General features: G+C 47.6%; 19 protein-coding genes and 1 riboswitch. Of the genes, 18 read left to right on the plus strand and 1 reads right to left on the minus strand.

What is annotated here, in order from left to right; translation table 11 throughout:
* Nucleotides 1-170 precede the first annotated feature (170 nt).
* The 7 genes from QSV55_RS05250 (at nt 171) to QSV55_RS05280 (ending at nt 6533) form a co-directional block, all read left to right on the plus strand.
* Nucleotides 171-968 carry a TIGR00282 family metallophosphoesterase gene (locus QSV55_RS05250; RefSeq protein WP_289650972.1) on the plus strand — a complete coding sequence of 266 codons (798 nt, stop codon included), beginning with the start codon at nt 171-173 and terminating at the stop codon, nt 966-968.
* A gap of 93 nt (nt 969-1061) precedes the next feature.
* On the plus strand, nt 1062-2804 hold the full coding sequence (locus QSV55_RS05255) for a 2-oxoacid:acceptor oxidoreductase subunit alpha (RefSeq protein ID WP_289650973.1): 1743 nt from the start codon (nt 1062-1064) through the stop codon (nt 2802-2804).
* Nucleotides 2804-3667, plus strand: a complete 864-nt coding sequence (locus tag QSV55_RS05260) for a 2-oxoacid:ferredoxin oxidoreductase subunit beta (protein ID WP_133452480.1) — start codon at nt 2804-2806, stop codon at nt 3665-3667. The genes QSV55_RS05255 and QSV55_RS05260 overlap by 1 nt, the downstream gene beginning before the upstream one ends.
* A gap of 4 nt (nt 3668-3671) precedes the next feature.
* A riboswitch (TPP riboswitch) is annotated at nt 3672-3770 on the plus strand.
* A gap of 37 nt (nt 3771-3807) precedes the next feature.
* Entirely contained in the window at nt 3808-4809 is a 1002-nt protein-coding gene (locus QSV55_RS05265; protein ID WP_289650974.1) for an ABC transporter substrate-binding protein, read from the plus strand.
* Complete coding sequence (locus tag QSV55_RS05270) at nt 4809-5096, plus strand: thiamine-binding protein (RefSeq protein ID WP_289650975.1); 288 nt, start codon at nt 4809-4811, stop codon at nt 5094-5096. The genes QSV55_RS05265 and QSV55_RS05270 overlap by 1 nt, the downstream gene beginning before the upstream one ends.
* Nucleotides 5093-5833, plus strand: a complete 741-nt coding sequence (locus tag QSV55_RS05275; RefSeq protein ID WP_133452483.1) for an ABC transporter permease — start codon at nt 5093-5095, stop codon at nt 5831-5833. Before QSV55_RS05270 ends, QSV55_RS05275 begins: the two co-directional genes overlap by 4 nt.
* Nucleotides 5826-6533 (plus strand): ABC transporter ATP-binding protein, encoded by a 708-nt coding sequence (locus QSV55_RS05280; RefSeq protein WP_289650976.1) that lies wholly within the window; start codon nt 5826-5828, stop codon nt 6531-6533. The genes QSV55_RS05275 and QSV55_RS05280 overlap by 8 nt, the downstream gene beginning before the upstream one ends.
* Before the next feature lie 92 nt (nt 6534-6625).
* Here the strand turns inward: QSV55_RS05280 and QSV55_RS05285 are convergent, their stop codons facing one another.
* Nucleotides 6626-7279: a VTT domain-containing protein gene (locus QSV55_RS05285; protein ID WP_289650977.1), complete on the minus strand. Its 654-nt coding sequence runs from the start codon at nt 7277-7279 to the stop codon at nt 6626-6628.
* A gap of 134 nt (nt 7280-7413) precedes the next feature.
* Here QSV55_RS05285 and QSV55_RS05290 point away from each other — a divergent pair, with 134 nt between their 5' ends.
* From QSV55_RS05290 to QSV55_RS05340, 11 genes are all read left to right on the plus strand, one after another.
* Nucleotides 7414-9129, plus strand: coding sequence for an ABC transporter ATP-binding protein (locus tag QSV55_RS05290; protein WP_289650978.1), 1716 nt, complete (start codon nt 7414-7416; stop codon nt 9127-9129).
* On the plus strand, nt 9122-10948 hold the full coding sequence (locus QSV55_RS05295; protein WP_133452486.1) for an ABC transporter ATP-binding protein: 1827 nt from the start codon (nt 9122-9124) through the stop codon (nt 10946-10948). The genes QSV55_RS05290 and QSV55_RS05295 overlap by 8 nt, the downstream gene beginning before the upstream one ends.
* 72 nt (nt 10949-11020) lie before the next feature.
* The gene (miaB, locus tag QSV55_RS05300; RefSeq protein WP_289650979.1) at nt 11021-12553 is read left to right on the plus strand and encodes a tRNA (N6-isopentenyl adenosine(37)-C2)-methylthiotransferase MiaB; all 1533 of its coding nucleotides are present in this window, start codon (nt 11021-11023) and stop codon (nt 12551-12553) included.
* Nucleotides 12553-12978 carry a YlbF/YmcA family competence regulator gene (locus QSV55_RS05305; protein ID WP_133452488.1) on the plus strand — a complete coding sequence of 142 codons (426 nt, stop codon included), beginning with the start codon at nt 12553-12555 and terminating at the stop codon, nt 12976-12978. The genes miaB and QSV55_RS05305 overlap by 1 nt, the downstream gene beginning before the upstream one ends.
* Nucleotides 12979-13033: 55 nt before the next feature.
* Complete coding sequence (gene thiW / locus QSV55_RS05310) at nt 13034-13522, plus strand: energy coupling factor transporter S component ThiW (protein WP_289650980.1); 489 nt, start codon at nt 13034-13036, stop codon at nt 13520-13522.
* A gap of 12 nt (nt 13523-13534) precedes the next feature.
* A complete protein-coding gene (gene mutS, locus QSV55_RS05315; protein WP_289650981.1) occupies nt 13535-16024 on the plus strand; it encodes a DNA mismatch repair protein MutS in 2490 nt (829 codons plus the stop codon).
* 8 nt (nt 16025-16032) lie between these two features.
* Complete coding sequence (gene mutL / locus QSV55_RS05320; protein ID WP_289650982.1) at nt 16033-17898, plus strand: DNA mismatch repair endonuclease MutL; 1866 nt, start codon at nt 16033-16035, stop codon at nt 17896-17898.
* Nucleotides 17899-18438, plus strand: a complete 540-nt coding sequence (locus tag QSV55_RS05325) for a glycerol-3-phosphate responsive antiterminator (RefSeq protein ID WP_289650983.1) — start codon at nt 17899-17901, stop codon at nt 18436-18438. It begins immediately after the preceding gene.
* A gap of 108 nt (nt 18439-18546) precedes the next feature.
* Nucleotides 18547-19383: an MIP/aquaporin family protein gene (locus tag QSV55_RS05330; RefSeq protein WP_289650984.1), complete on the plus strand. Its 837-nt coding sequence runs from the start codon at nt 18547-18549 to the stop codon at nt 19381-19383.
* A gap of 12 nt (nt 19384-19395) precedes the next feature.
* The gene (gene glpK / locus QSV55_RS05335) at nt 19396-20904 is read left to right on the plus strand and encodes a glycerol kinase GlpK (RefSeq protein ID WP_289650985.1); all 1509 of its coding nucleotides are present in this window, start codon (nt 19396-19398) and stop codon (nt 20902-20904) included.
* A gap of 118 nt (nt 20905-21022) precedes the next feature.
* Nucleotides 21023-22693 carry a glycerol-3-phosphate dehydrogenase/oxidase gene (locus QSV55_RS05340; protein ID WP_289650986.1) on the plus strand — a complete coding sequence of 557 codons (1671 nt, stop codon included), beginning with the start codon at nt 21023-21025 and terminating at the stop codon, nt 22691-22693.
* Nucleotides 22694-22696: the final 3 nt, after the last annotated feature.

Below are 22696 nucleotides of genomic sequence, written 5' to 3' on the forward strand. Positions count from 1 at the left end.
CCTCTTTTTCTTGGATTTATCATTAGTTTATCATATCCTTATTCATTTTTTACATGCTTTTAGTCTTTATCTGGAATACGATTCCAGTCTTTTTATCCTGTTCATTATTGAACTAACTCCGTCTTCTTTTTGGTACAATAACTAAGAATGAAAAATTAAAGGAGTAGATGATGAGAATATTATTTATCGGAGATATAGTGGGAGCCATTGGCCGGGATATGCTCAGCGAATATTTGCCTCACTTAAAGAAGAAATATCAGCCTAATTTCACGATAGTCAACGGTGAGAATGCGGCACACGGCAGGGGCATCACTGAAAAAATCTATAAATCATTTATGACACAAGGCGTGGATTTTGTCACACTCGGTAATCATACATATGGTCAGCGTGAAGTGTATGATTTTCTCGATCAGGATATCAAGATGATCCGTCCAGCCAACTACCCAGCGGAGGCACCCGGTGTCGGCATGAAAATTGTCAGATTCAATCAGGATAAACTCGCTATCATTAATCTGCAGGGGAGAGCATTTCTGCCGGCTATCGATGACCCTTTCAAGAAAGCAGATGAGCTGATTGAAGTGGCACGTAAGGAGACAGATCATATCTTTGTTGATTTTCACGCTGAAACGACATCCGAAAAAGGCGCGATGGGCTATTATCTGGACGGCCGCGTCAGTGCGGTTGTCGGTACTCATACTCATATTCAGACAGCGGATGACCGTATTCTGCCTCAGGGGACCGGCTTTATCACTGATGTGGGGATGACGGGTGACTATGACGGCATTCTCGGCATCAATAAGGACGAAGTGATTCACCGCTTTATAACAGGTCTGCCTGTCAGACATGTGCTGCATGAAACAGGGCGAGGGGTCTTATCAGGCGTCTATATTGAACTTGATAAAGCAGGCAAAACCAAGAAAATGGAGCGGATATTGATCAATCCTGATCATCCTTTTATCGGCCATTAGTATGAATTTAACGGAAATACCCGCACAAGTCATGTGACTGTGCGGTTTTTTTGTTATATTGGTTGATGAGATAAATTGTAGGAGGATGAAACTTTGAAATCACAAATTTCATGGAAAGTCGGTGGACAGCAGGGGGAAGGGATAGAATCAACAGGTGAGATATTCTCTACTGCCTTAAACAGACAAGGGTATTATTTATATGGCTATCGTCATTTCTCAAGTCGTATTAAAGGGGGGCACACCAACAATAAGATCCGTGTCTCAACCACCCCTGTCTACGCAATCAGTGACGATTTAGATATTCTCGTGGCGTTTGACCAGGAGACGATTGACCTTAACTATCATGAGCTGACAGCAGAAGGGGTCATCTTAGCAGACGGTAAATTTGCGCCTGAGAGACCGGCAGATTTTGAAGGTCTGCTGATTGAAATCAACTTTACGGAGATCGCTAAAGAACTAGGGACTGCACTGATGAAGAATATGGTCGCAGTCGGTGCGACTGTGCAGCTTCTCGGTCTGTCTCTTGAACCTTTTGAAGAACTAGTAGAATCGATGTTCAAGAAAAAAGGCGATAAAATCGTTGAACTGAATAAAGAGGCATTGAAGAGCGGTATCGCTGAAATATTGAAATACGGTGCAGAGATTGGTGACCGTTTCAATCTGGCGGATAGTGACGGGATAGGTCACCTCTTCATGATCGGTAATGAAGCCATTTCACTCGGTGCATTAGCGGGCGGTGCCCGTTTTATGGCGGCCTATCCGATTACACCGGCATCAGAAATCATGGAGTATATGATTGATAAGCTGCCTCGTTTCGGCGGTACAGTGATACAGACTGAAGATGAGATAGCGGCAGCCGTCATGGCTATCGGCGTCAACTATGCCGGTGTCCGGGCATTCACAGCTTCAGCAGGTCCGGGGCTTTCCCTCATGATGGAAGCAATCGGTCTGTCCGGCATGACAGAACAGCCGCTCGTTATCGTCAACACGATGCGCGGAGGTCCTTCAACTGGGCTGCCGACAAAACAGGAGCAGTCAGACTTGATGCAGATGATCTACGGGACGCACGGCGATATACCGAAGATTGTTATCGCGCCGACGACCGTGGAGGATGCTTTTTACTTAACGATGGAGGCTTTTAATCTCGCAGAAGAATATCAGTGTCCGGTTATTCTGTTAAGTGACCTGCAGCTCTCCCTCGGCAAACAGACGGTACCTGAACTTGATTATAGCCGTCTTGAGATCCGCCGCGGCAACATTGTCAGTGATGTGCCTGACTCAGATACGAAAGACTATTTCAAACGTTATGCAGTGACAGAGACAGGTGTTTCGCCGCGTACGTTACCTGGCACTAAGAACGGCATCCATCATGTGACGGGTGTTGAACATGCTGAAGACGGTAAGCCGTCAGAATCACCTGTCAACCGTATTAAACAGATGGAGAAAAGGATGCGCAAGATTGAGGCGCTGAAGATTGAGCAGCCTGTAGTTGAAAGCGGCGGCCACGATGAAGCAGACGTCCTTGTCATCGGCTTTATCTCAACGCACGGGGCCATTGAGGAAGCAATGACGCGTACAGATCTTAAAGTCAATCACATGCAGATCAGACAGCTGCATCCGTTCCCGACTGAGGAGGTCCAGGCTGCACTTGATAAAGCGAAGAAAGTGATTGTCGCTGAAAATAATTATCAGGGTCAGCTTGCACAGATCATCAAAATGAATACACTGCATCACAATAAAATCACAAGTTTCGTCAAATATGACGGAACACCATTCCTGCCACATGATATTGAAGAAAAGATCAATACAGTGGTGGATGAAGGAGTCGAGAAATAATGGCAACATTCAAAGATTTCAGAAATACTGTTAAACCGAACTGGTGTCCAGGCTGCGGTGATTTCTCCGTCCAGGCTGCGATTCAAAAAGCAGCAGCGGGTGTCGGACTTGAACCGGAGAACCTCGCCGTCATTACGGGAATCGGCTGTTCAGGCCGGTTATCAGGTTATATCAACTCTTACGGCTTCCACAGCATCCATGGTCGTGCACTGCCGCTTGCTCAAGGTGTGAAGATGGCAAACCAGGAACTGACCGTCATTGCTTCAGGTGGGGACGGCGACGGCTTTGCGATTGGTATGGGCCATACGATTCATGCGCTGCGCCGTAACATCGATCTCACCTATATTGTCATGGATAATCAGATCTATGGGCTGACAAAAGGTCAGACGTCACCTAGTTCAGCGCATGGATTTGTGACGAAGACCACACCTAAAGGTTCAATCGAGAAGAACGTTTCACCGCTTGAACTGGCGATTACAAGTGGCGCTACATTCATCGCCCAGAGCTTTTCATCAGATATCAAAGAACTGACGGCTATCATTGAAGCGGGTATTCAGCATAAGGGCTTCTCGTTCATCAATGTCTTCTCACCTTGTGTCACCTATAATAAAATCAATACGTATGACTGGTTCAAAGAAAATCTGACTAAGATCGCTGACATCGAAGGCTATGACCCTTCAAATAAAGCGCAGGCGTTATCCACTGTCATTGAGCATGACGGCCTGGTGACGGGGATTATCTATCAGGATACGGCAACACCAAGCTACGCAGAACAGATAGACGGCTACAGTCAGAACTTATCGCAGGCCGAGATGAAAATTACACAGCCTGAATTCAATGAACTTATGTTACAATTTAAATAAATCATAAAAACACTAGGGGAGCTTTTTGCTGAGACTGGAGGAATCCTAAACCCTTTTAACCTGGTCAGATAATGCTGACGGAGGGAAGTGTCTCAAACACAACCTTCTGCAGGTTGTGTTTTTTTAATGGAGGATAACTGATGAAAAAACTTTTGATAGGTGCAAGCTGTCTGATTCTACTGGCGGGCTGCAGTGAGCAAGGGACGAAGAAAGAAGACAAGAAAGAGGCTAAGGAACTGAAGAAAGTCACACTGATGCTTGACTGGACGCCCAATACCAACCATACAGGAATCTATGTGGCGAAAGAAAAAGGCTATTTCAAAGCGCATGGTCTGGACGTGACTATTAAGACACCAGGCGATGTGACAGCGGACCAGCTTGTCGCTGCTAATAAAGTTCAGTTTGGAATCAGTGCACAGGAGCAGGTCACGCAGGAACGGACAGAAGGTGTGCCGGTCAAATCGATCGGGGCTATTATCCAGCACAATACGAGCGGCTTTATGAGCCTTGCTTCTAAAAACATCCATTCACCTAAGGACTACGCAGGGAAAACTTACGGGGGCTGGGGCGCACCTATTGAGCGGCCATTTATTGATGCAGTCATGAAAAAAGACGGCGCGGATGTCAAGGATGTTAAAGTCGTCAATATGGGCAATACGGACTTCTTCACAGCCTCCAAGAAGAATATAGATTTCGCCTGGGTATTCTACGGCTGGACGGGTATTGAAGCGGAGACACGCGGCGAGAAAGTCAACATGCAGTACTTAACAGATTACGATAAAAATCTTGACTATTATACGCCGCTGATCATTGCGAACGAAAAATATATCCAGTCAGATAAAGAGACGGTTGATGCCTTTATGGCGGCTGTACAGGAAGGCTATGAGTTTGCGATTGATAAGCCGAAAGCAGCCGCTGATATTCTGCTGACCGAGGCGCCGGAATTAAAAGAGAGTAAGGAACTGGTCTATAAGAGTCAGGAATACCTGAAGGATAAATATCAGGATGACGCGAAGGAATGGGGCCTGCAGGACAAGAAGGTCTGGGAGAATTTTGCGCACTTTATGAAGGAAAATGATATCATCAACAACGACTTCAATGCTGACGATGCATTTACAAACGAATTTGTGGAGGGAAACTGATGGCAGACACTTTGATGAGCATTCAAATCATACCGAAGACGCCTAACGGTGAAGATGTGATTCCATATGTCGACAAGGCGATTGAAGTCATTCAGGCGAGTGGCCTGCCTTATGTTGTCAACCCGCTGGATACAACGATAGAAGGGGATATGCCGGAACTTCTTCAACTCATTGAAGATATGAACAAGAAAATGATGGCTGAAGGCGTGGTCAGCGTTATTTCTCAAGTGAAGTTCTATCATGCTGAAGAGGCTTCTATGGCAGAACTCGTCAAGAAATACCGATGAGATACTCTCTGAAGTTTGGTCTCTTCATCGCCGTCCTGCTGCTGCTCTGGGAGATGCTCGTTCGCCTGCTTCATGTCGATAGCTATACGCTACCTGCACCGAGTGCTATTGCAACCGCATTCATCACAGCATTCCCGGACTATAAGGATGACCTGGTGCCGACCATCCTGCTTGTGCTGGCAGGCTTGCTGGTCTCTATAGTTGTCGGTGTAGGGATGGCCGTGATGCTGCATCTGATCCCTGCACTTGAGCCGTTTATCTATCCATTACTTGTCGTCAGCCAGAATGTACCGGTCATCGTGATAGCACCGCTTCTTGTCATCTGGTTTGGTTTCGGCCTGCTGCCGAAGCTGATTGTGATCACACTCGTCTGTTTCTTCCCGGTGACGGTCAGTCTGCTGGAAGGATTCAGATCAGTGGATCAGGATTTAAGGAAATATATGCTGATAGCCGGGGCAAGTCGTATGCAGATCTTCAGAAAATTAGAATGGCCGGGCAGCATGCCTTTTCTGTTCAATGGTTTGAAGATTGCCGGGACATACTCTGTTATGGGCGCCATTATTTCAGAGTGGTTGGGCAGTGACAAAGGTCTCGGCAAATATATGATCATTGCCCAGCGTGCCTTCCAGGTGGACCGTGTCTTTGTAGCACTTGTATGGATCGTGATTTTTGCGCTGGTCATCTTCAGTGTGATCAAAGTCTTGGAGAAGCTGACGGTGAGGTGGAAACATGATTAAATTAAAACTGCAGAATATCAGCCATTCCTTTGGCATGAACCCTGTTCTAGAGCACGTGAACCTCGAGGTGAAAGACCAGGAGTTTGTGACGATTCTTGGACCTTCCGGCAGCGGGAAATCGACGATCTTCAACATTATCGGCGGGCTGTTAACCCCTGTCGCAGGTGACGTCATATTAGACGGCAGGCAGGTAGTAGGACACACGGGCCACGTCGCCTATATGCCGCAGTCACCTTCACTGATGCCGTGGCGCACCGTTGCCGCCAATATCGCACTGGGCAGTGAGATCAAAGAGGGTACGACCGGCAGGCTGGATGAACTTTTAGAGCGAAGTGGCTTCGAAGATATTCGTCATCAATATCCGGACCGTTTAAGCGGTGGCATGAAACAGCGTGTCTCCTTTCTACGCACACTAAATACACCGGGGGATTTGATGCTGCTGGATGAACCTTTTTCCGCGCTGGATGAGATCACCAGGTTCGATATGCAGAAATGGCTGCAGGAGATACTGGCGGCAGAAAAAAGGACGGTGCTGATGATCACGCACAGTATTGAAGAAGCGATCAGACTGTCTGACCGCATTGTGGTGCTCGCAGGCAAGCCGGCGAGTATTCAGCATATAATCGAAGTGAAGCAGATGACTGAAGAGGAGAGACGCCTGTTAAAGCAGCAGCTGCTGGAGATGTTGACAGGAATATGAAAAATGCTGTTCAATTTAAAAATTGCACAGCATTTTATATAGAACGGCAAGAATGCTAGATGCCTATAGCGTGAAAAAATAGAAGTCATTCATTACGAATGACTTCTATTTTCTCTCCAGGCTTTGAAGGCACTGAAGACAGCAGGTAAGACAGAGACGACGATGATGAGAATCAAGACAATCTCAAAGTTATCTTTCACGACTGGAATGTTACCGAAGAAATAGCCGAGACCCAGACAGATAGCAACCCAGAGAAATGCGCCGATCACATTATAGAGAATGAAATAACTGTAATGCATGCGACTGGCACCAGCTACAAAGGGAATGAAGGTCCGGATGAATGGCATGAAGCGAGCCATGACAATGGTTTTTCCGCCGTATTGATTAAAAAAGCGCGTGGCTTTCAGCAGATGTTCTTCCTTGATGAAGCGCCCGAAACGCGGATGGTTCGTAATGCCGAGGCCGGCCCATTTACCGATATGATAATTGAGGGTATCGCCTAACACAGCCGCAATCAAGCAGACTAAAAACAATAACCCTATATTAAGGGCACCTTGCGGGGCAAGTGCAGCGGCTGCAAACAGCATGGAATCACCCGGCAGAAAAGGCATGATGACCAGTCCGGTCTCAATAAAAATAATTAAAAACAAAATACCATAAGTCAGCGTGCCGTACTGACTGACAATGCTGATTAAATGCTTATCAATATGCAGGATGAAATCCATGAGCTGAGAAAGAAAGTTCATTTTGTGCTCCTATCTGATTTAGTAACTCTTATATTATAATCGGCCGCATAGTTTCAGGCAAACTATTGAATATTTCTGAGAGAGATATGGCATAATTAAACTAATTCGGAATACGAAAGAAAGGGGTTTTTACCTTGCAGACCGTCATCAAGTATACACGTCCTTATCTCGGACTGATGTTATTTGCACTTCTACTGATGCTGTCAGAACTTTTTGTCGATATGTATGCGCCTATCCTCATGAAGAATATAATCGATAACGGCATCCTGCAGAATGATACCCGCTATATTCAGACTTATCTGCTGGTCATGCTCGGCATCAGTCTGGCTGCTTTCTTTGCGGGTGTGCTGAACTCATTTATTTCTTCTCACGTCTGTCATATGTTTTCCTACGATCTACGTAATGCTATTTTCCGCAAGATTCAAGGTTTCTCCCTCGAAACACTCGGCCGGTTTAAAACGTCCAGTCTGATCACCCGGCTGACCAGCGATATTATTGCGAACGAAATGGTACTCTTCATGAGTCTGCGCATCATGCTGAAAGCGCCATTATCGGTCGTCGGTAGTATCATCATGAGTTTCATCGTCGCCCCGGAAATCGCCCTCTATCTGGTGATAGGGACACCGCTCTTAGCTGTCTTTCTCTTTATCACTGCGCGCAGCGGGATGAAGCTCTTTTTGCGTATCCAGAAGCGGACTGATCATCTAAATCGCTTTGTGCAGCAGAACTTAGAAGGGGTGCGACTGATTAAGTCGACATTGAACGGCCCCTATGAAGCTGAACGATTCGATGAAGTGGCGACACCTATCAGACAGGATACGGTCTATGCGCTCAGACTGATGGAGAGCATTATGCCGGTGCTCCTCATCATCATGAATTTATCAATGCTGCTCGTCATCTGGTTCGGCAGTGACCTTATACAGTCTGACTCACTTGAAGTGGGCTCTTTAGTGGCGGTCATCAACTATGCACTGCGGATGCAGGGTGGTTTCTCAATGTTCGCCTTTATTATCATTGCCTTTTCACGTGCAAAAGCCAGCGCTGACCGTATCAGCGAGGTTCTGACTACGCCGGAGGATGAGATTCAGGTCGCAGATGACAATGCGGCTGAGAAGCTGAACAACACGGTTGAGTTTAAGCATGTCTATTTCAAATATCCGTCTGCACAGCACTATGTCCTGCAAGATATCTCCTTTAAAGTGAAGGGCGGAGAAAAGTTCGTCATCATGGGTCAGACAGGTGCCGGAAAATCTGCATTATTATCGCTTATCCCTAAGATGTATGAAGCATCGTCCGGCGAAGTCCTTATTAACGGCCAGAATGTCCGTGACTGGGATATCCGTACACTGCGCGAATGGATCGGCTATGTGCCGCAGAAGACGACGCTCTTTACAGGCTCGATTATTGATAATGTTCGCTGGGGCGACAGTGAAGCAAGTGCCGAGGAAGTCTTCCGTGCAGCGCAGATCGCCCAGATTCATGATTCGATCATGAATTTTGATGATGCATACAGCACGAAAGTCGGCCAGCAGGGTGTGAATTTATCTGGCGGTCAGAAACAGCGGCTTGCCATCGCACGTGCACTGATCAAAAAACCGGGCATTCTGATTCTGGATGACAGTACATCAGCACTGGATATCCATACTGAAGGCCGTCTGTTTGATGCGCTGAAAAATCTCGATATGACACGTATCATCGTCACTCAGAAGATACATACCGCTAAAACGGCCGATCAGATCCTGCTGCTGGATCAAGGACGAATCGTCGCGCTCGGCACCCATGAAGAATTGATGAATTCAAGCCGGCTATATCAGGATATAGCACGCAGTCAGGAGGAGGCACATGATTAAAGATGTATTTTCTCATCCGCCGGTCTTGAAAAAAGAAGATATCGGTCGGAAAAAAGATAAAAAGCGGGCAGATGACTGGCAACATACAGTCAGCAGAATATGGCAGCTGATGGCCCACCGCAGATGGATGGTTTTCTTTGTCATTATACTCGTCATCATCACCTCTCTCCTGAGTCTGGTCGGCCCGTATCTGATCGGTCATATCATCGATCATAATATTATGACGAAGCGCTTCAGCTCCTTGCCGCAGAAGATCGGCTGGCTGCTCATTATTTTTGCTGCCTTATCGCTTCTGACCTATCTCGCTGCCTATCTCATGGTCGATATCGCACAGGAGACAGTCTACAAGCTTCGCATGCAGCTCTTCAGTCATATGCAGCAGCTGCCGATCCGCTTCTTTGATGAACGTCAGCACGGTGATATCATGAGCAGAATGACAAACGATATTGAAAATATCTCAAAAGTTCTGAACTCATCATTTATCCAGTTCACCTCCAGTATTGTGACACTGGTGGGAACAGTCATCGTGATGCTGACCCTGAGCCCGTTACTGACACTACTGACGATGACGATTATACCCGTGATGTTCTTTGCGACGCGCTGGATCACCAACCGCACAGGTCCCCTTTATAAGATGCGTCAGCAGGCGCTCGGGGATATGAATGCCTATATTGAAGAGATTGTTTCCGGCCAGTCAGTAGTCAAAGTTTTCTCACAGGAAGAAGTTGTGATACAGGGCTTCGAAGAGAAGAACCGTTCGGTCCGTGAACGGGGGTTCTGGTCTATCAGTTATTCCGGTACCATTCCTAAAGTCATGAATACCTTGAACAACCTTTCATTTGCCATCGTCGTCGGTATCGGCGGCCTCCTTGCATTGAACGGTCAGGCGGTAACTGTCGGCACGATCGTGATCTTCGCTGAATATGCGCGCCAGTTCACTAGACCGTTATCTGACCTCGCCAATCAGTTCAATGAAGTACTGTCAGCGCTGGCAGGAGCGGAACGTGTCTTCGCGATTATCGATGAGGAAGAAGAACCGGACACGAATCACGGGGAAAGGGTGATTCAAGGTCATATTCAGTTCAATGATGTCACCTTCAAATATAATGACAGTCAGCAGAAAAATGTGATCAATCACGTCTCATTTGATCTGGCTGCAGGAGAGTCACTCGCACTGGTCGGCGCAACGGGTGCCGGTAAGACGACGATCATTCAGCTGCTGAACCGCTTCTATGATATCAATGGAGGCGAGATTCTGATTGACGGCGTTTCAGTATCGCGCATGCCACGACGTACATTAAGACGTCAGATCGCCTATGTGCTGCAGGATCCGATTCTTTTTGACGGCACCGTCCGGGATAATATAAAGTACGGCAATCATGAAGCGACAGATGAAGAGGTGGTGCAGGCGGCGAAAGATGCCAATGCCCATGACTTTATCATGCGTCTTGAAGAAGGCTATGACACGGTGATCTCCGGTGAGGAATCAAGACTTTCTCAAGGTGAACGTCAGCTGTTATCCATCGCACGTGCGCTCGTCCAGAATCCCAAGATTCTCCTGCTGGATGAAGCGACAAGTTCGATTGATACGGTGACAGAGATGCAGCTGCAGGAAGCGGTGGATCGTCTGATGGCAGGACGTACAAGCATCGTGATTGCCCATCGCCTGAACACCGTGAAGAAAACAGATAAAGTCATCGTGCTTGCACAGGGCGAGATTATTGAGCAGGGTTATCAGCACGAGCTGCTTGAGCGGAATGGCCTCTACAGCCAGATGGTTCATTCTTCAAATGGTGATTTTGATGAGCTTCTCGACTGATAAAAACCTTTGAAAATGTCTGGTATAAGTAATATACTAAATAGATGATAAATGACTGGAGAGGGTTTTGAAATGAACGAAGAAAGTCGGATCCTAGGTTCTCAGGCCAAGACAGAGAAGAAGCCTGAGAAGGATTACAGCAAATATTTTGAGCATGTCTATCAACCGCCAAGCCTGAAAGACGCTAAAAAACGTGGAAAAGAAGCGGTGAACTATCACCATGACTTTACGATTGAGGAAAAATATCAGGGTCTGGGTAAAGGCCGTAAATATTACATCAGAACATATGGCTGTCAGATGAATGAACATGATACAGAAGTGATGGCCGGGATATTTGAGGCACTGGATTATACAGCAACGAATGATGTCAACGATGCGGATGTCATTTTGCTGAACACTTGTGCCATCCGGGAGAATGCTGAGAACAAAGTATTCGGTGAAATCGGTAACTTAAAGCATCTGAAGCTTGAGAAGCCGGATGTACTGATCGGTGTCTGCGGCTGTATGAGTCAGGAGGAATCTGTCGTCAACAAGATTCTGAAATCCTATCAGAACGTCGATATGATCTTCGGGACGCACAACATTCACCGCCTGCCGGCTATTTTAGAGGAAGCTTATTTATCTAAAGCGATGGTCGTTGAGGTCTGGTCTAAAGAGGGCGATGTCATCGAGAATCTGCCGAAGTCACGACTCGGTGAAACGAAGGCATGGGTCAATATCATGTATGGCTGTGATAAATTCTGTACCTACTGTATTGTACCGTTCACCCGCGGCAAGGAACGAAGCCGCATGCCGGAGGAAATCATCCAGGAGGTAAGAGACCTCGCACGACGCGGGTATAAAGAAATCTGCCTGCTCGGTCAGAATGTCAATGCCTACGGTAAGGACTTAGGCATCCATTACGGACTCGGCGATTTAATGGCAGATATCCAGAAGATTGATATCCCGCGCGTCCGTTTCACGACAAGCCATCCGTGGGACTTTGACGACCGTCTGATTGAAGTGCTGGCTGAGGGCGGCAATATCGTGCCGCATATTCATCTGCCTGTGCAATCAGGTAATAACGATGTCCTGAAGATCATGGGCCGTAAATATACACGGGAGAGCTATCTGGAACTCGTCGCTAAGATCCGTGAGCAGATGCCGGATGTCGCGCTGACAACAGACATCATCGTCGGTTATCCCAATGAGACAGAAGCACAATTTTTAGATACAATGGACCTGTACGAACAAGTCGGCTTTGAACACGCCTATACGTATATCTATTCCCCGCGTGAAGGGACGCCGGCAGCCAAAATGAAGGATAATGTGCCGATGCGTGACAAGAAAGACCGTCTGCAGCGTCTGAATAAGATAGTGGAGAAATATTCTGAGAAGACGCTGCAGAATTATTTAGGTCAGGAGGTCATCGTCCTCTGTGAAGGACCATCGAAAAAGAATGACGAGATTCTTGCAGGTTATACCGATAAGAACAAGCTCGTCAATTTCCGTGCACCTAAGGAAGCCATCGGGCAATTTGTCAAAGTAAGAGTAACAGAGACTATGCGCTATTCAATGAATGGTGAATTAATCGCTATTTTAGACCAAGTAGGAGTGAGCCATTAATGTATACAAACGATCAGATCTTAGAACATGCGAAACAGCTCGGCCGGATGATGGCTGAGACGGATGCGGTAGAATTCTTTAAGCGTGCTGAAGCTCAGATTCACGAGAATCAGACTGTGCGCGAGAAAATGGCTTCATTGAAGTCTCTGCAGAAACAAGCGGTGAACTTTGAACAATACGGCAAAGAGAAAGCCCTGCAGATGACAGAAGAGAAAATTGCGAAAGTGGAAGCTGAACTGGATGACATGCCTTTAGTGGATCAGTTCAAGGAGGCGCAAGGTGAAGTCAACTCACTTCTGCAGATGGTCTCTCATGCGATCAGCCAGACTGTGACGGATGAGATCATTGTCTCTACCGGTGGAGACGTCCTGAAAGGTGAGACGGGCGCTCAAATAGCAAATAGTGCACCTGGTTGCGGTAACTAATAGACAAAAGTCGGTTCATGGATGAATCGACTTTTTTAACGAAAGGACGGTTAAGATGCAAAACAATCAGACCAGGAAACTGACTTTAACGGCAATTATCACGGCAATCAATGTAGTGCTGAGCCAGATGATCTATATTCCGCTCGGCCCTATAAAAGCCTTTCCGGTCCAGCACTTCGTCAATGTACTATGCGCTGTTTTTGTCGGCCCTTGGTACGGTTTAGCCCAGGCATTTCTGACCTCAGTCATCAGACTGATCTTCGGGACTGCGACACCTTTTGCCTTCCCCGGCAGTATGATCGGTGTATTACTAGCAGGACTCATCTATCAGCGCAGCCGTAAAGTGGGCTTCGCCGTTATAGGAGAAGTCATCGGCACCGGTATTATCGGCAGTCTCGCCACTATACCGCTGATCTATATGATGAACCTTGACTTCAGCAAGTTCTATGTGATTGCCCCTCTCTTCCTGGCCAGTACTGTCGTCGGCAGTCTGACTGCATACGGACTTTTAATCGCACTTACGAGACGAAATCTATTGAAATAAAGGATTGATTGTATGAAACCGACACCTATGATGGCTCAATATCTTGAAATCAAAGCGCAGCACGCTGACTCTATACTTTTTTTCAGACTGGGTGACTTCTATGAGATGTTTTACGACGATGCCGTCACGGCCGCCCGGGAACTGGAAATCACATTGACCCGCCGCGATAAGAAGAACCCGATTCCGATGTGCGGTGTGCCGTATCATTCAGCAAAAGGTTATATCGAGAGACTGATCGATAAGGGATATAAAGTCGCAATCTGCGAACAGATGGAGAATCCGCGTGAAGTGAAGGGCATGGTCAAGCGTGAAGTCGTCCAGATCATTACGCCTGGGACAGTCATGGATGGTTCCCTGGATGAATCATCGAATAATTACTTGATGGCGATTCTGCAGGACCGCGACTACCATATCGCTTATGCCGATATCTCAACAGGTGAACTGAAAGTGACCACCTGTACAGAGGAAATATTGCTGAATGAACTGGCGAGCATCAAGCCGAGTGAGATTATTCTAAGAGAGCCCCTGGCCCCGGAACTGCTGGCGAAGGTCCATCAGATCACCACTGTGGTATCTGTCTATGAGGCGACAGGGACTGTGCCGGCGCAGGCAGCGGAACTGTCGCCTTCAGCACAGGCCGTCACGGCGCTGCTGTTTGATTATGTCACTGAGACACAAAAACGGGATCTCGCTCATATTGAACAGGCGGTCAGCTATCAGGCGATTGATTATATGCGGCTTGATCTCTATGCCAAACGTAACCTCGAACTGACAGAAAGCATCCGTCTGAAGACCAAAAAGGGGACGCTCTTATCCATATTCAATGAAACAAAGACGCCGATGGGGCATCGCCTGCAGAAAGAGTGGATAGAGCGGCCGCTGATCAATCAGGAGGCGATCACGCGTCGTCACGACCAGGTGGCGCTTCTGAATGAGCGGTTCATAGAGCGCGATGCACTGCGTGAACATCTGGCAGAAGTCTATGATATCGAGCGCTTAGTCGGACGTGTCAGCTTCGGCAATGCCAATGCGAAGGATTTGATTCAGCTGAAATATTCTATTGAGCAGCTGCCGAAGATCAATCAGGTGCTTCAGTCAATCGGGCTGACGGAGGTAGACGACTGTGAAGTGATGAGCCTGGTCCAGCTCCTTGAATCATTGGAAGAAGAAGCGCCGATCTCTATTAAGGATGGCGGTATCTTTAAGACAGGTTATCACGCAGAGCTCGACGGCTATCGTGATGCAGCCAGGAACGGAAAACAGTGGCTGAGTCAGATGCAGCAGACAGAACGGGAACGGACGGGGATTCGGTCCTTGAAAGTCGCCTTTAACAAGGTGTTCGGCTATTACATTGAAATCTCAAAAGCCAACTTACATCAGTTCAACGCTGACGACTTCGGCTATATGCGTAAACAGACGCTGACGAATGCCGAACGATTTATCACGGAAGACTTAAAGGACAAGGAGGCTCTGATTCTTGGTGCTGAGGAGAAGATGATTGATCTGGAGTACCAGCTCTTCATCGAACTGCGCAATCAGGTCAGAACCTATACGGTGGCACTGAAGCGTATCGCGAGAAGAATAGCTGAACTGGACTGTCTGCAGAATTTCAGTCAGGTCGCCATGAAGAACGACTACGTAAGACCTGTATTCAGTGCGCGGAAACTGCAGCTGACTGAGTCAAGACACCCCGTTGTCGAGCAGGTGATGTCGAAAGAAGACTATGTCCCGAATGACTGTCAGCTGGATGACGAGCAGTATATCGATCTGATTACCGGCCCGAACATGTCGGGTAAGAGCACTTATATGCGGCAAGTCGCCCTGATCAGCATCATGGCGCAGATGGGGTCATTTGTCCCTTGTGCAGCTGCAGAGATGCCGATTTTCGATCAGATTTTCACTCGGATAGGCGCAGCGGATGACCTGGTCTCCGGACAGAGTACTTTTATGGTTGAGATGCTTGAAGCACGCAATGCGCTGAAGAACGCCACGGCTGACAGCCTGATCATCTTTGATGAGATCGGCCGCGGCACATCTACGTATGATGGTCTCAGCCTGGCACAGGCCATGATTGAGTATGTGCATGACCATATTAAAGCCAAAACGCTTTTTTCAACCCATTATCATGAACTCGTGCAGCTGGAAGACACATTGCCGGCACTTGAGAATATTCACGTTGCAGCCAAAGAATATAAGGGTGAGCTCATCTTCCTGCATAAAGTCATGCCGGGGGCTGTTGAGAATAGCTACGGCATCCATGTCGCGCAGCTCGCGGATCTGCCGGCAGAAGTCATCAGCCGTGCCAGCGCTCTTCTTGACCGCTTCGAAAAGGCAGAGGCAGCCGTGCAGCCGGTATCTGCTGAACAGGTTAAAGAACCGCAGCTGTCATTTGACCTGTTTGGCAGCAGTGTGGAAGAAGAACTGAAGCAGCTTGATATTGCGCGTATGACGCCAATAGAAGCACTCCTTAAATTACAAGCATTACAGGATCAACTGAAGTAGGTGAGAATATGGGTAAAATTCAGGAGCTGGATAGACAGCTGGCCAATAAAATCGCGGCAGGTGAAGTGGTTGAGCGCCCGGCATCGGTCGTTAAGGAGCTCGTAGAGAATGCGATAGATGCAGGGGCGACCGAGATAACAGTGAAAGTCAGGGAAGCGGGTCTCGAGTCGATTGCTGTGACAGATAACGGCAGCGGCATTCTGGAGGAGGATATTCCGCTTGCTTTCGGCCGGCATGCCACCAGTAAAATACATGACAACCACGATCTCTTTCATATCCGGACGCTGGGTTTCCGCGGCGAGGCACTCGCAAGTATCACCTCAGTCAGCCGCGTCATCCTCCGGACCTGCGCCGACCATACAGTCGGTCATGAGGTCACAGTCGAAAACAGTGAGATTATAGACCAGACATTGACTAGAGCCAGAAAAGGGACGGAAATCATCGTCAAAGATTTATTTTATAATACGCCGGCACGTCTGAAATATGTAAAAAGCCTGCATACAGAGCTGGGCAAGATCACCGATATTATGAACCGTTTTGCGATGAGCCATAGCCACATCCGTTTTAAACTGGAGGCGGATGACAAGGTGCTGCTGCAGACAACAGGCAGCGGGCGTCTGAATGAAGTGATGGCGCAAGTCTATGGTATGACGATTGCCCGCGACTTGATTGCGATAAACGGTGAAACGGGCGATTATGAAGTGACGGGTGAAATAGCGCGTCCTGAGCACACACGGGCGAACCGTCATTATATGTCGCTATTTATTAACGGCCGCTATATTAAAAACTTTATGCTGACGAAAGCCATTCTGGAAGGCTATCACTCATTGCTGCCTATCGGCCGCTATCCAGTGGTCGCGATTCAGATAAAAATGGATCCGGGACTGGTGGATGTCAATGTCCATCCGACCAAGCAGGAAGTCCGCCTGTCTAAGGAGCCAGAGCTGATGGCGCTGATCACGCGGCTGATCAAGGAAGCCTTACTCGGCCAGAGTCTGATACCTGAAATCACAGTGCCGAAGAAAAATAAGGTGCTGGAGAAATTTGAACAGCAGCGGTTTATCTATGAGCAGACGAGACCCGTTCAGTCGCTCGATAAGCCGGTCGTACAGGAAGATAAGCCCTTTTTCCCGGAAAGTACAGAGCATGCCGGCAGCTCCGAAGAGAAACCGTCTCAGCCCTTTACCGTCTACCAGGAGATGACTCGGCAGGATGAGACGCCGGAAGCACCTGACAAAAATGATAGGCCGGTAACTGCCACCAGCCATGCTGCTGAGAGCGTCCGTCCTGAACGTAAACTGCCGATGATGGAAGTGGTCGGTCAGGTACACGGGACCTACATCATCGCCCAGAATGAGGAGGGGATGTATATGATTGACCAGCATGCAGCCCAGGAGCGTATCAAGTATGAATATTACAGAGAGCGCATCGGTCACGTGGAACATCAGGTCCAGCCGCTGCTCGTGCCGATTGCCCTCAGTTATACACGTGACGAGGCACTGCGTATTGAGAAATACCGGGATGAACTGGCTGCAGTCGGTCTGGAGCTGGAATCTTTCGGTGGCAGCGATTATCTGGTCCAGGCCGTGCCGACATGGTTTCCAGCAGACGCTGAAGAGACCATCAAGGATATTATCGAGTATTGTCTGACGCATCAGTCTCTCAATCTCAATAAATTCAGAGAAGACACTGCCATCATGATGAGCTGTAAGAAATCAATCAAAGCGAACCATTATCTTCGTCAGGAAGATATGGCAAGACTTCTGGAAGAACTGGCATACACACGTGAACCTTACACTTGTCCGCATGGGCGTCCCATCACCATCAAATATACGACCTATGAACTAGAAAAAATGTTTAAGCGAGTGATGTAAATGATATTACCGGCAGTGAGAGATTTTAAAGATATTGAAAAACTGAGCAAGTCCAATTATAAGCAATGTGTCATTCTTGATACCCATATCGGTCACCTGGGGAACATATTAGCCATGCTGAAAGATAAGCAGGTCTTCATCCATCTGGACCTGATCAAAGGTTTATCCGGGGAAGAAGCGGCCGTCGAGTATATCGTCCAGAAATATAAACCTTATGGTATCATCTCGACGAAGACGAAAATCATCAAAAGAGCAAGTCAGCTCGGAGTGAAAACGATTCTACGTGTTTTTATCATTGATTCAAGCGCATTAAAACGTTCAATCGGCATCATCGAGCAGTGTGACGCTGATTATGTGGAGGTGCTCCCGGGCATCGCCTCTAAAGTCATTCAGGAAGTCAGAGAGAAGACAGGCAAGCCGATTATTGCAGGTGGGCTGATTGATCAGGAAGAAGAAGTCGAGCAGGCATTGGCACATGGCGCTTTTGCCGTCACCACCAGTCGACGTGAATTATGGGAAAAATTTGAGTTTAGGAATTGACAGCGGTTTCACAATTCTGTAACATATAAGACAAGTTAATAAAAGACGTGAGACTTGAGACCCTTCTGTTAAGTAAAGGGTCTCTTTTTGTCTTATTATTGACACAAAATGAAGGGAGTGGAAAAAATGAGTGAATTTTTAGCTGAACTGGTTGGTACAGCCATACTCATTCTGTTTGGTGCAGGTGTTTGTGCGAATGTGAATTTAAGAGGTTCTTATGCTAAGGACAGCGGCTGGATTGTCATCGCTCTTGGCTGGGGACTGGCAGTTGTCATGGGGGTGTACGCGGTCGGCAGTATTACGGGGGCTCACCTGAATCCCGCTGTAACGATTGGCTTAGCGGTTGACGGTGCATTCGACTGGGGTAAAGTACCGATGTATATTCTGGCACAGATGCTTGGAGCTATGCTCGGTGCACTGATTGTCTGGCTGCATTTCATGCCGCACTTTAAAGCAGAGGAAGATCCAGGCACCAAGCTTGGCGTCTTCAGTACAGGTCCTGCTTATCCGAACTATGTCGCGAACTTAGTGTCAGAGATTATCGGAACGATGATTCTGATGATGGGTCTGCTCTTTATCGGTGCCAATAAGTTTACAGATGGGCTTAATCCGCTCATTGTCGGTGCATTGATCGTCGCGATTGGTCTGAGTCTCGGTGGTACGACAGGTTATGCCATCAATCCGGCGCGTGACCTCGGTCCACGTCTGGCCCATGCTATTCTGCCGATTCCAGGAAAAGGACCTTCTAACTGGGCGTATGCAATCGTGCCAGTGATCGGACCGATTGCAGGCGGTATGCTCGGTGCGACCCTTTATCATCTGCTGTTTAAAGGCGAGATTGAGATGATCGGCTGGGTGTCAATTATCGTGACGATACTGACCATTGTACTTGGTTTTATCATGAATAAGACTGTTTTACGCGGCCAGCAATCCAAACTATTATAAGGAGTGTATGATATGGAACAATATATTTTATCAATTGACCAAGGCACAACAAGTACACGTTCAATGATCTTCAACAAAGCAGGCGAAGTAGTAGGCGTCGCTCAGCGTGAATTCAAACAGTATTTCCCGAAAGCGGGCTGGGTAGAACATAATGCCAATGAAATCTGGCAGACCGTCCTTTCTACTATGTCAGACGTCCTGGTGTCTACAGATATTAAAGCGAATCAGATCGCCGCGATCGGCATCACGAATCAACGTGAGACGGCTGTAGTCTGGGATAAGAACACTGAGCGTCCTATTCATAACGCCATTGTCTGGCAATCACGTCAGACGCAGGAAATCTGTGATGATTTAAAGGCGCGCGGCCTGGAACAGGAATTTCGGGATAAAACAGGGCTGTTACTTGACCCTTATTTCTCAGGGACAAAAGTGAAATGGCTTTTAGATCATGTGGAAGGTGCACGTGAAAAAGCGGAAAAAGGCGACCTGCTCTTCGGTACGATTGATACTTGGCTCGTCTGGAAGCTTTCCGGCGGCAAGGCCCATGTGACAGATTACTCCAATGCAAGCCGTACGCTGATGTACAATATTTACGATCTTGAGTGGGATGACCAGTTACTCGACTATCTGACAGTGCCGAAACAAATGCTGCCGGAAGTTAAAGCTTCAAGTGAAGTGTACGGTGAGACGGTGGCTCATCATTTCTTCGGCCAGAATATTCCGATTGCCGGTATCGCGGGAGACCAGCAGGCTGCACTCTTCGGACAGGCTTGCTTTGAAGCAGGTGAAGCTAAGAATACTTACGGCACAGGCTGCTTCATGCTGATGAATACGGGCGAGAAAGCTGTGAAATCAGAAAGCGGGCTGTTGACGACTCTTGCCTACGGATTAGACGGCAAAGTGAATTATGCACTTGAGGGTTCAATCTTTGTCGCAGGAAGTGCTATTCAGTGGTTACGTGACGGGATGCGCATGGTCAGAAATGCCCCTGAATCAGAAAGCTATGCCAACCGCGTCACTTCTACTGAAGGCGTCTATGTGGTGCCTGCCTTTGTAGGACTCGGGACACCATACTGGGATTCTGAAGCACGCGGCGCTGTCTTTGGTCTGACACGTGGCACAGAGAAAGAGCACTTTATCCGTGCAACCCTGGAATCACTTGCCTACCAGACACGCGATGTACTGGATGCGATGGAGAAAGACTCCGGTATTCAGCTGAAGGGACTGCGTGTTGACGGAGGTGCTGTTAAAAATAACTTCCTGATGCAGTTCCAGTCAGATCTGCTTAATGTGCCTGTTCAGCGACCGGAAGTCAACGAAACGACGGCACTCGGTGCAGCTTATTTGGCAGGACTTGCCGTAGATTACTGGACGTCTAAAGAAGAGATCCGCGACCGCTGGAAACTGGAAAAAGAGTTCTCTCCAGCAATGGAAGAAGCAGAACGTGAAGAACTCTATGAAGGCTGGCAGACAGCGGTGAAAGCGACTCAAGTGTTTAAAAGAAAAAAGCAGGCAAAATAAGGGTTTAAATATCTGAAAAGTGGTATACTGATTACAAGTTAATAATTACAAGAGATACGAGACTTTGAATACAGTAATGTAGGCGAAGTCTCTATTTTTTTAAACAGGAGGAAATAAAATGACATTTTCAAATCTTTATCGTAAGCAGATTATCCACAATCTGAAGAACAATGAATATGATTTAGTCGTTATCGGCGGTGGGATCACCGGTGCAGGTATTGCGCTTGATGCGACGCAGCGCGGCATGAAAGTGGCCCTGGTTGAGATGCAGGACTTTGCTGCTGGTACAAGCTCACGTTCGACTAAACTTGTCCACGGTGGACTGCGTTATCTGAAGCAGCTGCAGGTCGGGGTCGTGGCTGAGACAGGCCGTGAGCGTGCCATCGTCTATGAAAACGGTCCGCATGTCACCACGCCTGAATTCATGCTCTTACCGATGCATAAAGGCGGCACTTTCGGTCCTGCCACTACTTCAATTGCCTTAAAAGTTTATGATTTTCTGGCAGACGTCAAAAAAGAAGAGACAAGAAAAATGCTGAGCCGTGAACAGACGATCGAACGTGAACCGCTTGTCAAAAGAGACGGTCTTAAAGGTGGCGGCTACTACGTTGAATATCGTACAGATGATGCCCGCATGACGATTGAAGTCATGAAACGTGCCGTTGAAATGGGTGCTGAAGTCATCAACTACACAAAATCAACCGGCTTCATCTATGACAAGAATAAGAGAGTCATCGGCATCAATGCTGAGGATCTGCTCACTCATGAGAAGTTTGAAATTCTCGGCAAGAAAGTCGTCAACGCAGCGGGTCCATGGGTAGACTCAGTACGCGAGGATGATTACAGCAAAAATAACAAGCAGCTCCGCTTGACTAAAGGGGTTCACCTCGTATTTGATCAAAGTGTCTTCCCGTTAAGACAGGCCGTTTATTTCGATACAGAGAAAGACAAACGGATGATTTTCGCGATTCCACGTGACGGCAAGACTTATGTCGGTACGACTGATACATTCTACAATCGTGAAAAAGCACATCCGAAAGTCACTCAGGAAGACAGAGACTATGTCATCGATGCGATTAACTACATGTTCCCGACTGTCAAAGTAACAGATAAGGACATCGAGTCAACCTGGGCAGGTATCCGTCCGCTTATTCTGGAAGAAGGGAAAGATCCTTCTGAAATCTCCCGTAAAGATGAAATCTGGGAAGGTAAATCAGGTCTCCTGACGATTGCCGGTGGTAAATTAACAGGTTACCGTCATATGGCTGAAGAAATTGTGGACCGTGTAGCGCTGAGATTAAAGGAAGAGTATGGTCTCAAGTTTGCGGAATGCCGCACTAAAAATACGACGATTTCCGGTGGTAGTGTCGGTGGATCGAAAGGTTTTGAACTCTACAAGAAAGAACTGCTGCAGTCGATGCCAGACGTCGGTCTAACCCGCGAAGAAGTGATTTCGCTGATTGACCGCTACGGTTCAAATACACCGCTTATCCTGAACATTGCGCAAGCTCAGCGCGGAGATACTAAAGGTCTGCCGCTCAAAGTGTACAGCCAGCTTGTATACAGCATCCAGAACGAAATGGTGCAGACACCATCTGACTTCTTTGTCCGTCGTACCGGTGCACTTTACTTTGACATTCATTTTGTCAACCAGTACAAAGAAGCGGTTATTGCGGCGATGACGGAACTGCTTCACTATAACGACCAGCAAGTGAATGAATACACAGCGGAACTCGAGCAGCTGATCAAGGAAGCGACACATCCATCTGTTCAAGTATCCAAAGAATAAGAC

The sequence above is a fragment of the Macrococcus bovicus genome, assembly GCF_030376725.1.
Taxonomy (GTDB): Bacteria; Bacillota; Bacilli; order Staphylococcales; family Staphylococcaceae; genus Macrococcus; species Macrococcus bovicus.

What these genes read in the sequence shown, in the direction of transcription:
- QSV55_RS05250 (WP_289650972.1), top strand. Translation starts at nt 171, where the DNA reads ATGAGAATATTATTTATCGGAGATATAGTGGGAGCCATTGGCCGGGAT.
- QSV55_RS05260 (WP_133452480.1), top strand. Translation starts at nt 2,804, where the DNA reads ATGGCAACATTCAAAGATTTCAGAAATACTGTTAAACCGAACTGGTGT.
- QSV55_RS05265 (WP_289650974.1), top strand. Translation starts at nt 3,808, where the DNA reads ATGAAAAAACTTTTGATAGGTGCAAGCTGTCTGATTCTACTGGCGGGC.
- QSV55_RS05270 (WP_289650975.1), top strand. Translation starts at nt 4,809, where the DNA reads ATGGCAGACACTTTGATGAGCATTCAAATCATACCGAAGACGCCTAAC.
- QSV55_RS05275 (WP_133452483.1), top strand. Translation starts at nt 5,093, where the DNA reads ATGAGATACTCTCTGAAGTTTGGTCTCTTCATCGCCGTCCTGCTGCTG.
- QSV55_RS05280 (WP_289650976.1), top strand. Translation starts at nt 5,826, where the DNA reads ATGATTAAATTAAAACTGCAGAATATCAGCCATTCCTTTGGCATGAAC.
- QSV55_RS05285 (WP_289650977.1), bottom strand. Translation starts at nt 7,279, where the DNA reads ATGAACTTTCTTTCTCAGCTCATGGATTTCATCCTGCATATTGATAAG.
- QSV55_RS05295 (WP_133452486.1), top strand. Translation starts at nt 9,122, where the DNA reads ATGATTAAAGATGTATTTTCTCATCCGCCGGTCTTGAAAAAAGAAGAT.
- miaB (WP_289650979.1), top strand. Translation starts at nt 11,021, where the DNA reads ATGAACGAAGAAAGTCGGATCCTAGGTTCTCAGGCCAAGACAGAGAAG.
- QSV55_RS05305 (WP_133452488.1), top strand. Translation starts at nt 12,553, where the DNA reads ATGTATACAAACGATCAGATCTTAGAACATGCGAAACAGCTCGGCCGG.
- thiW (WP_289650980.1), top strand. Translation starts at nt 13,034, where the DNA reads ATGCAAAACAATCAGACCAGGAAACTGACTTTAACGGCAATTATCACG.
- mutS (WP_289650981.1), top strand. Translation starts at nt 13,535, where the DNA reads ATGAAACCGACACCTATGATGGCTCAATATCTTGAAATCAAAGCGCAG.
- mutL (WP_289650982.1), top strand. Translation starts at nt 16,033, where the DNA reads ATGGGTAAAATTCAGGAGCTGGATAGACAGCTGGCCAATAAAATCGCG.
- QSV55_RS05325 (WP_289650983.1), top strand. Translation starts at nt 17,899, where the DNA reads ATGATATTACCGGCAGTGAGAGATTTTAAAGATATTGAAAAACTGAGC.
- QSV55_RS05330 (WP_289650984.1), top strand. Translation starts at nt 18,547, where the DNA reads ATGAAGGGAGTGGAAAAAATGAGTGAATTTTTAGCTGAACTGGTTGGT.
- glpK (WP_289650985.1), top strand. Translation starts at nt 19,396, where the DNA reads ATGGAACAATATATTTTATCAATTGACCAAGGCACAACAAGTACACGT.
- QSV55_RS05340 (WP_289650986.1), top strand. Translation starts at nt 21,023, where the DNA reads ATGACATTTTCAAATCTTTATCGTAAGCAGATTATCCACAATCTGAAG.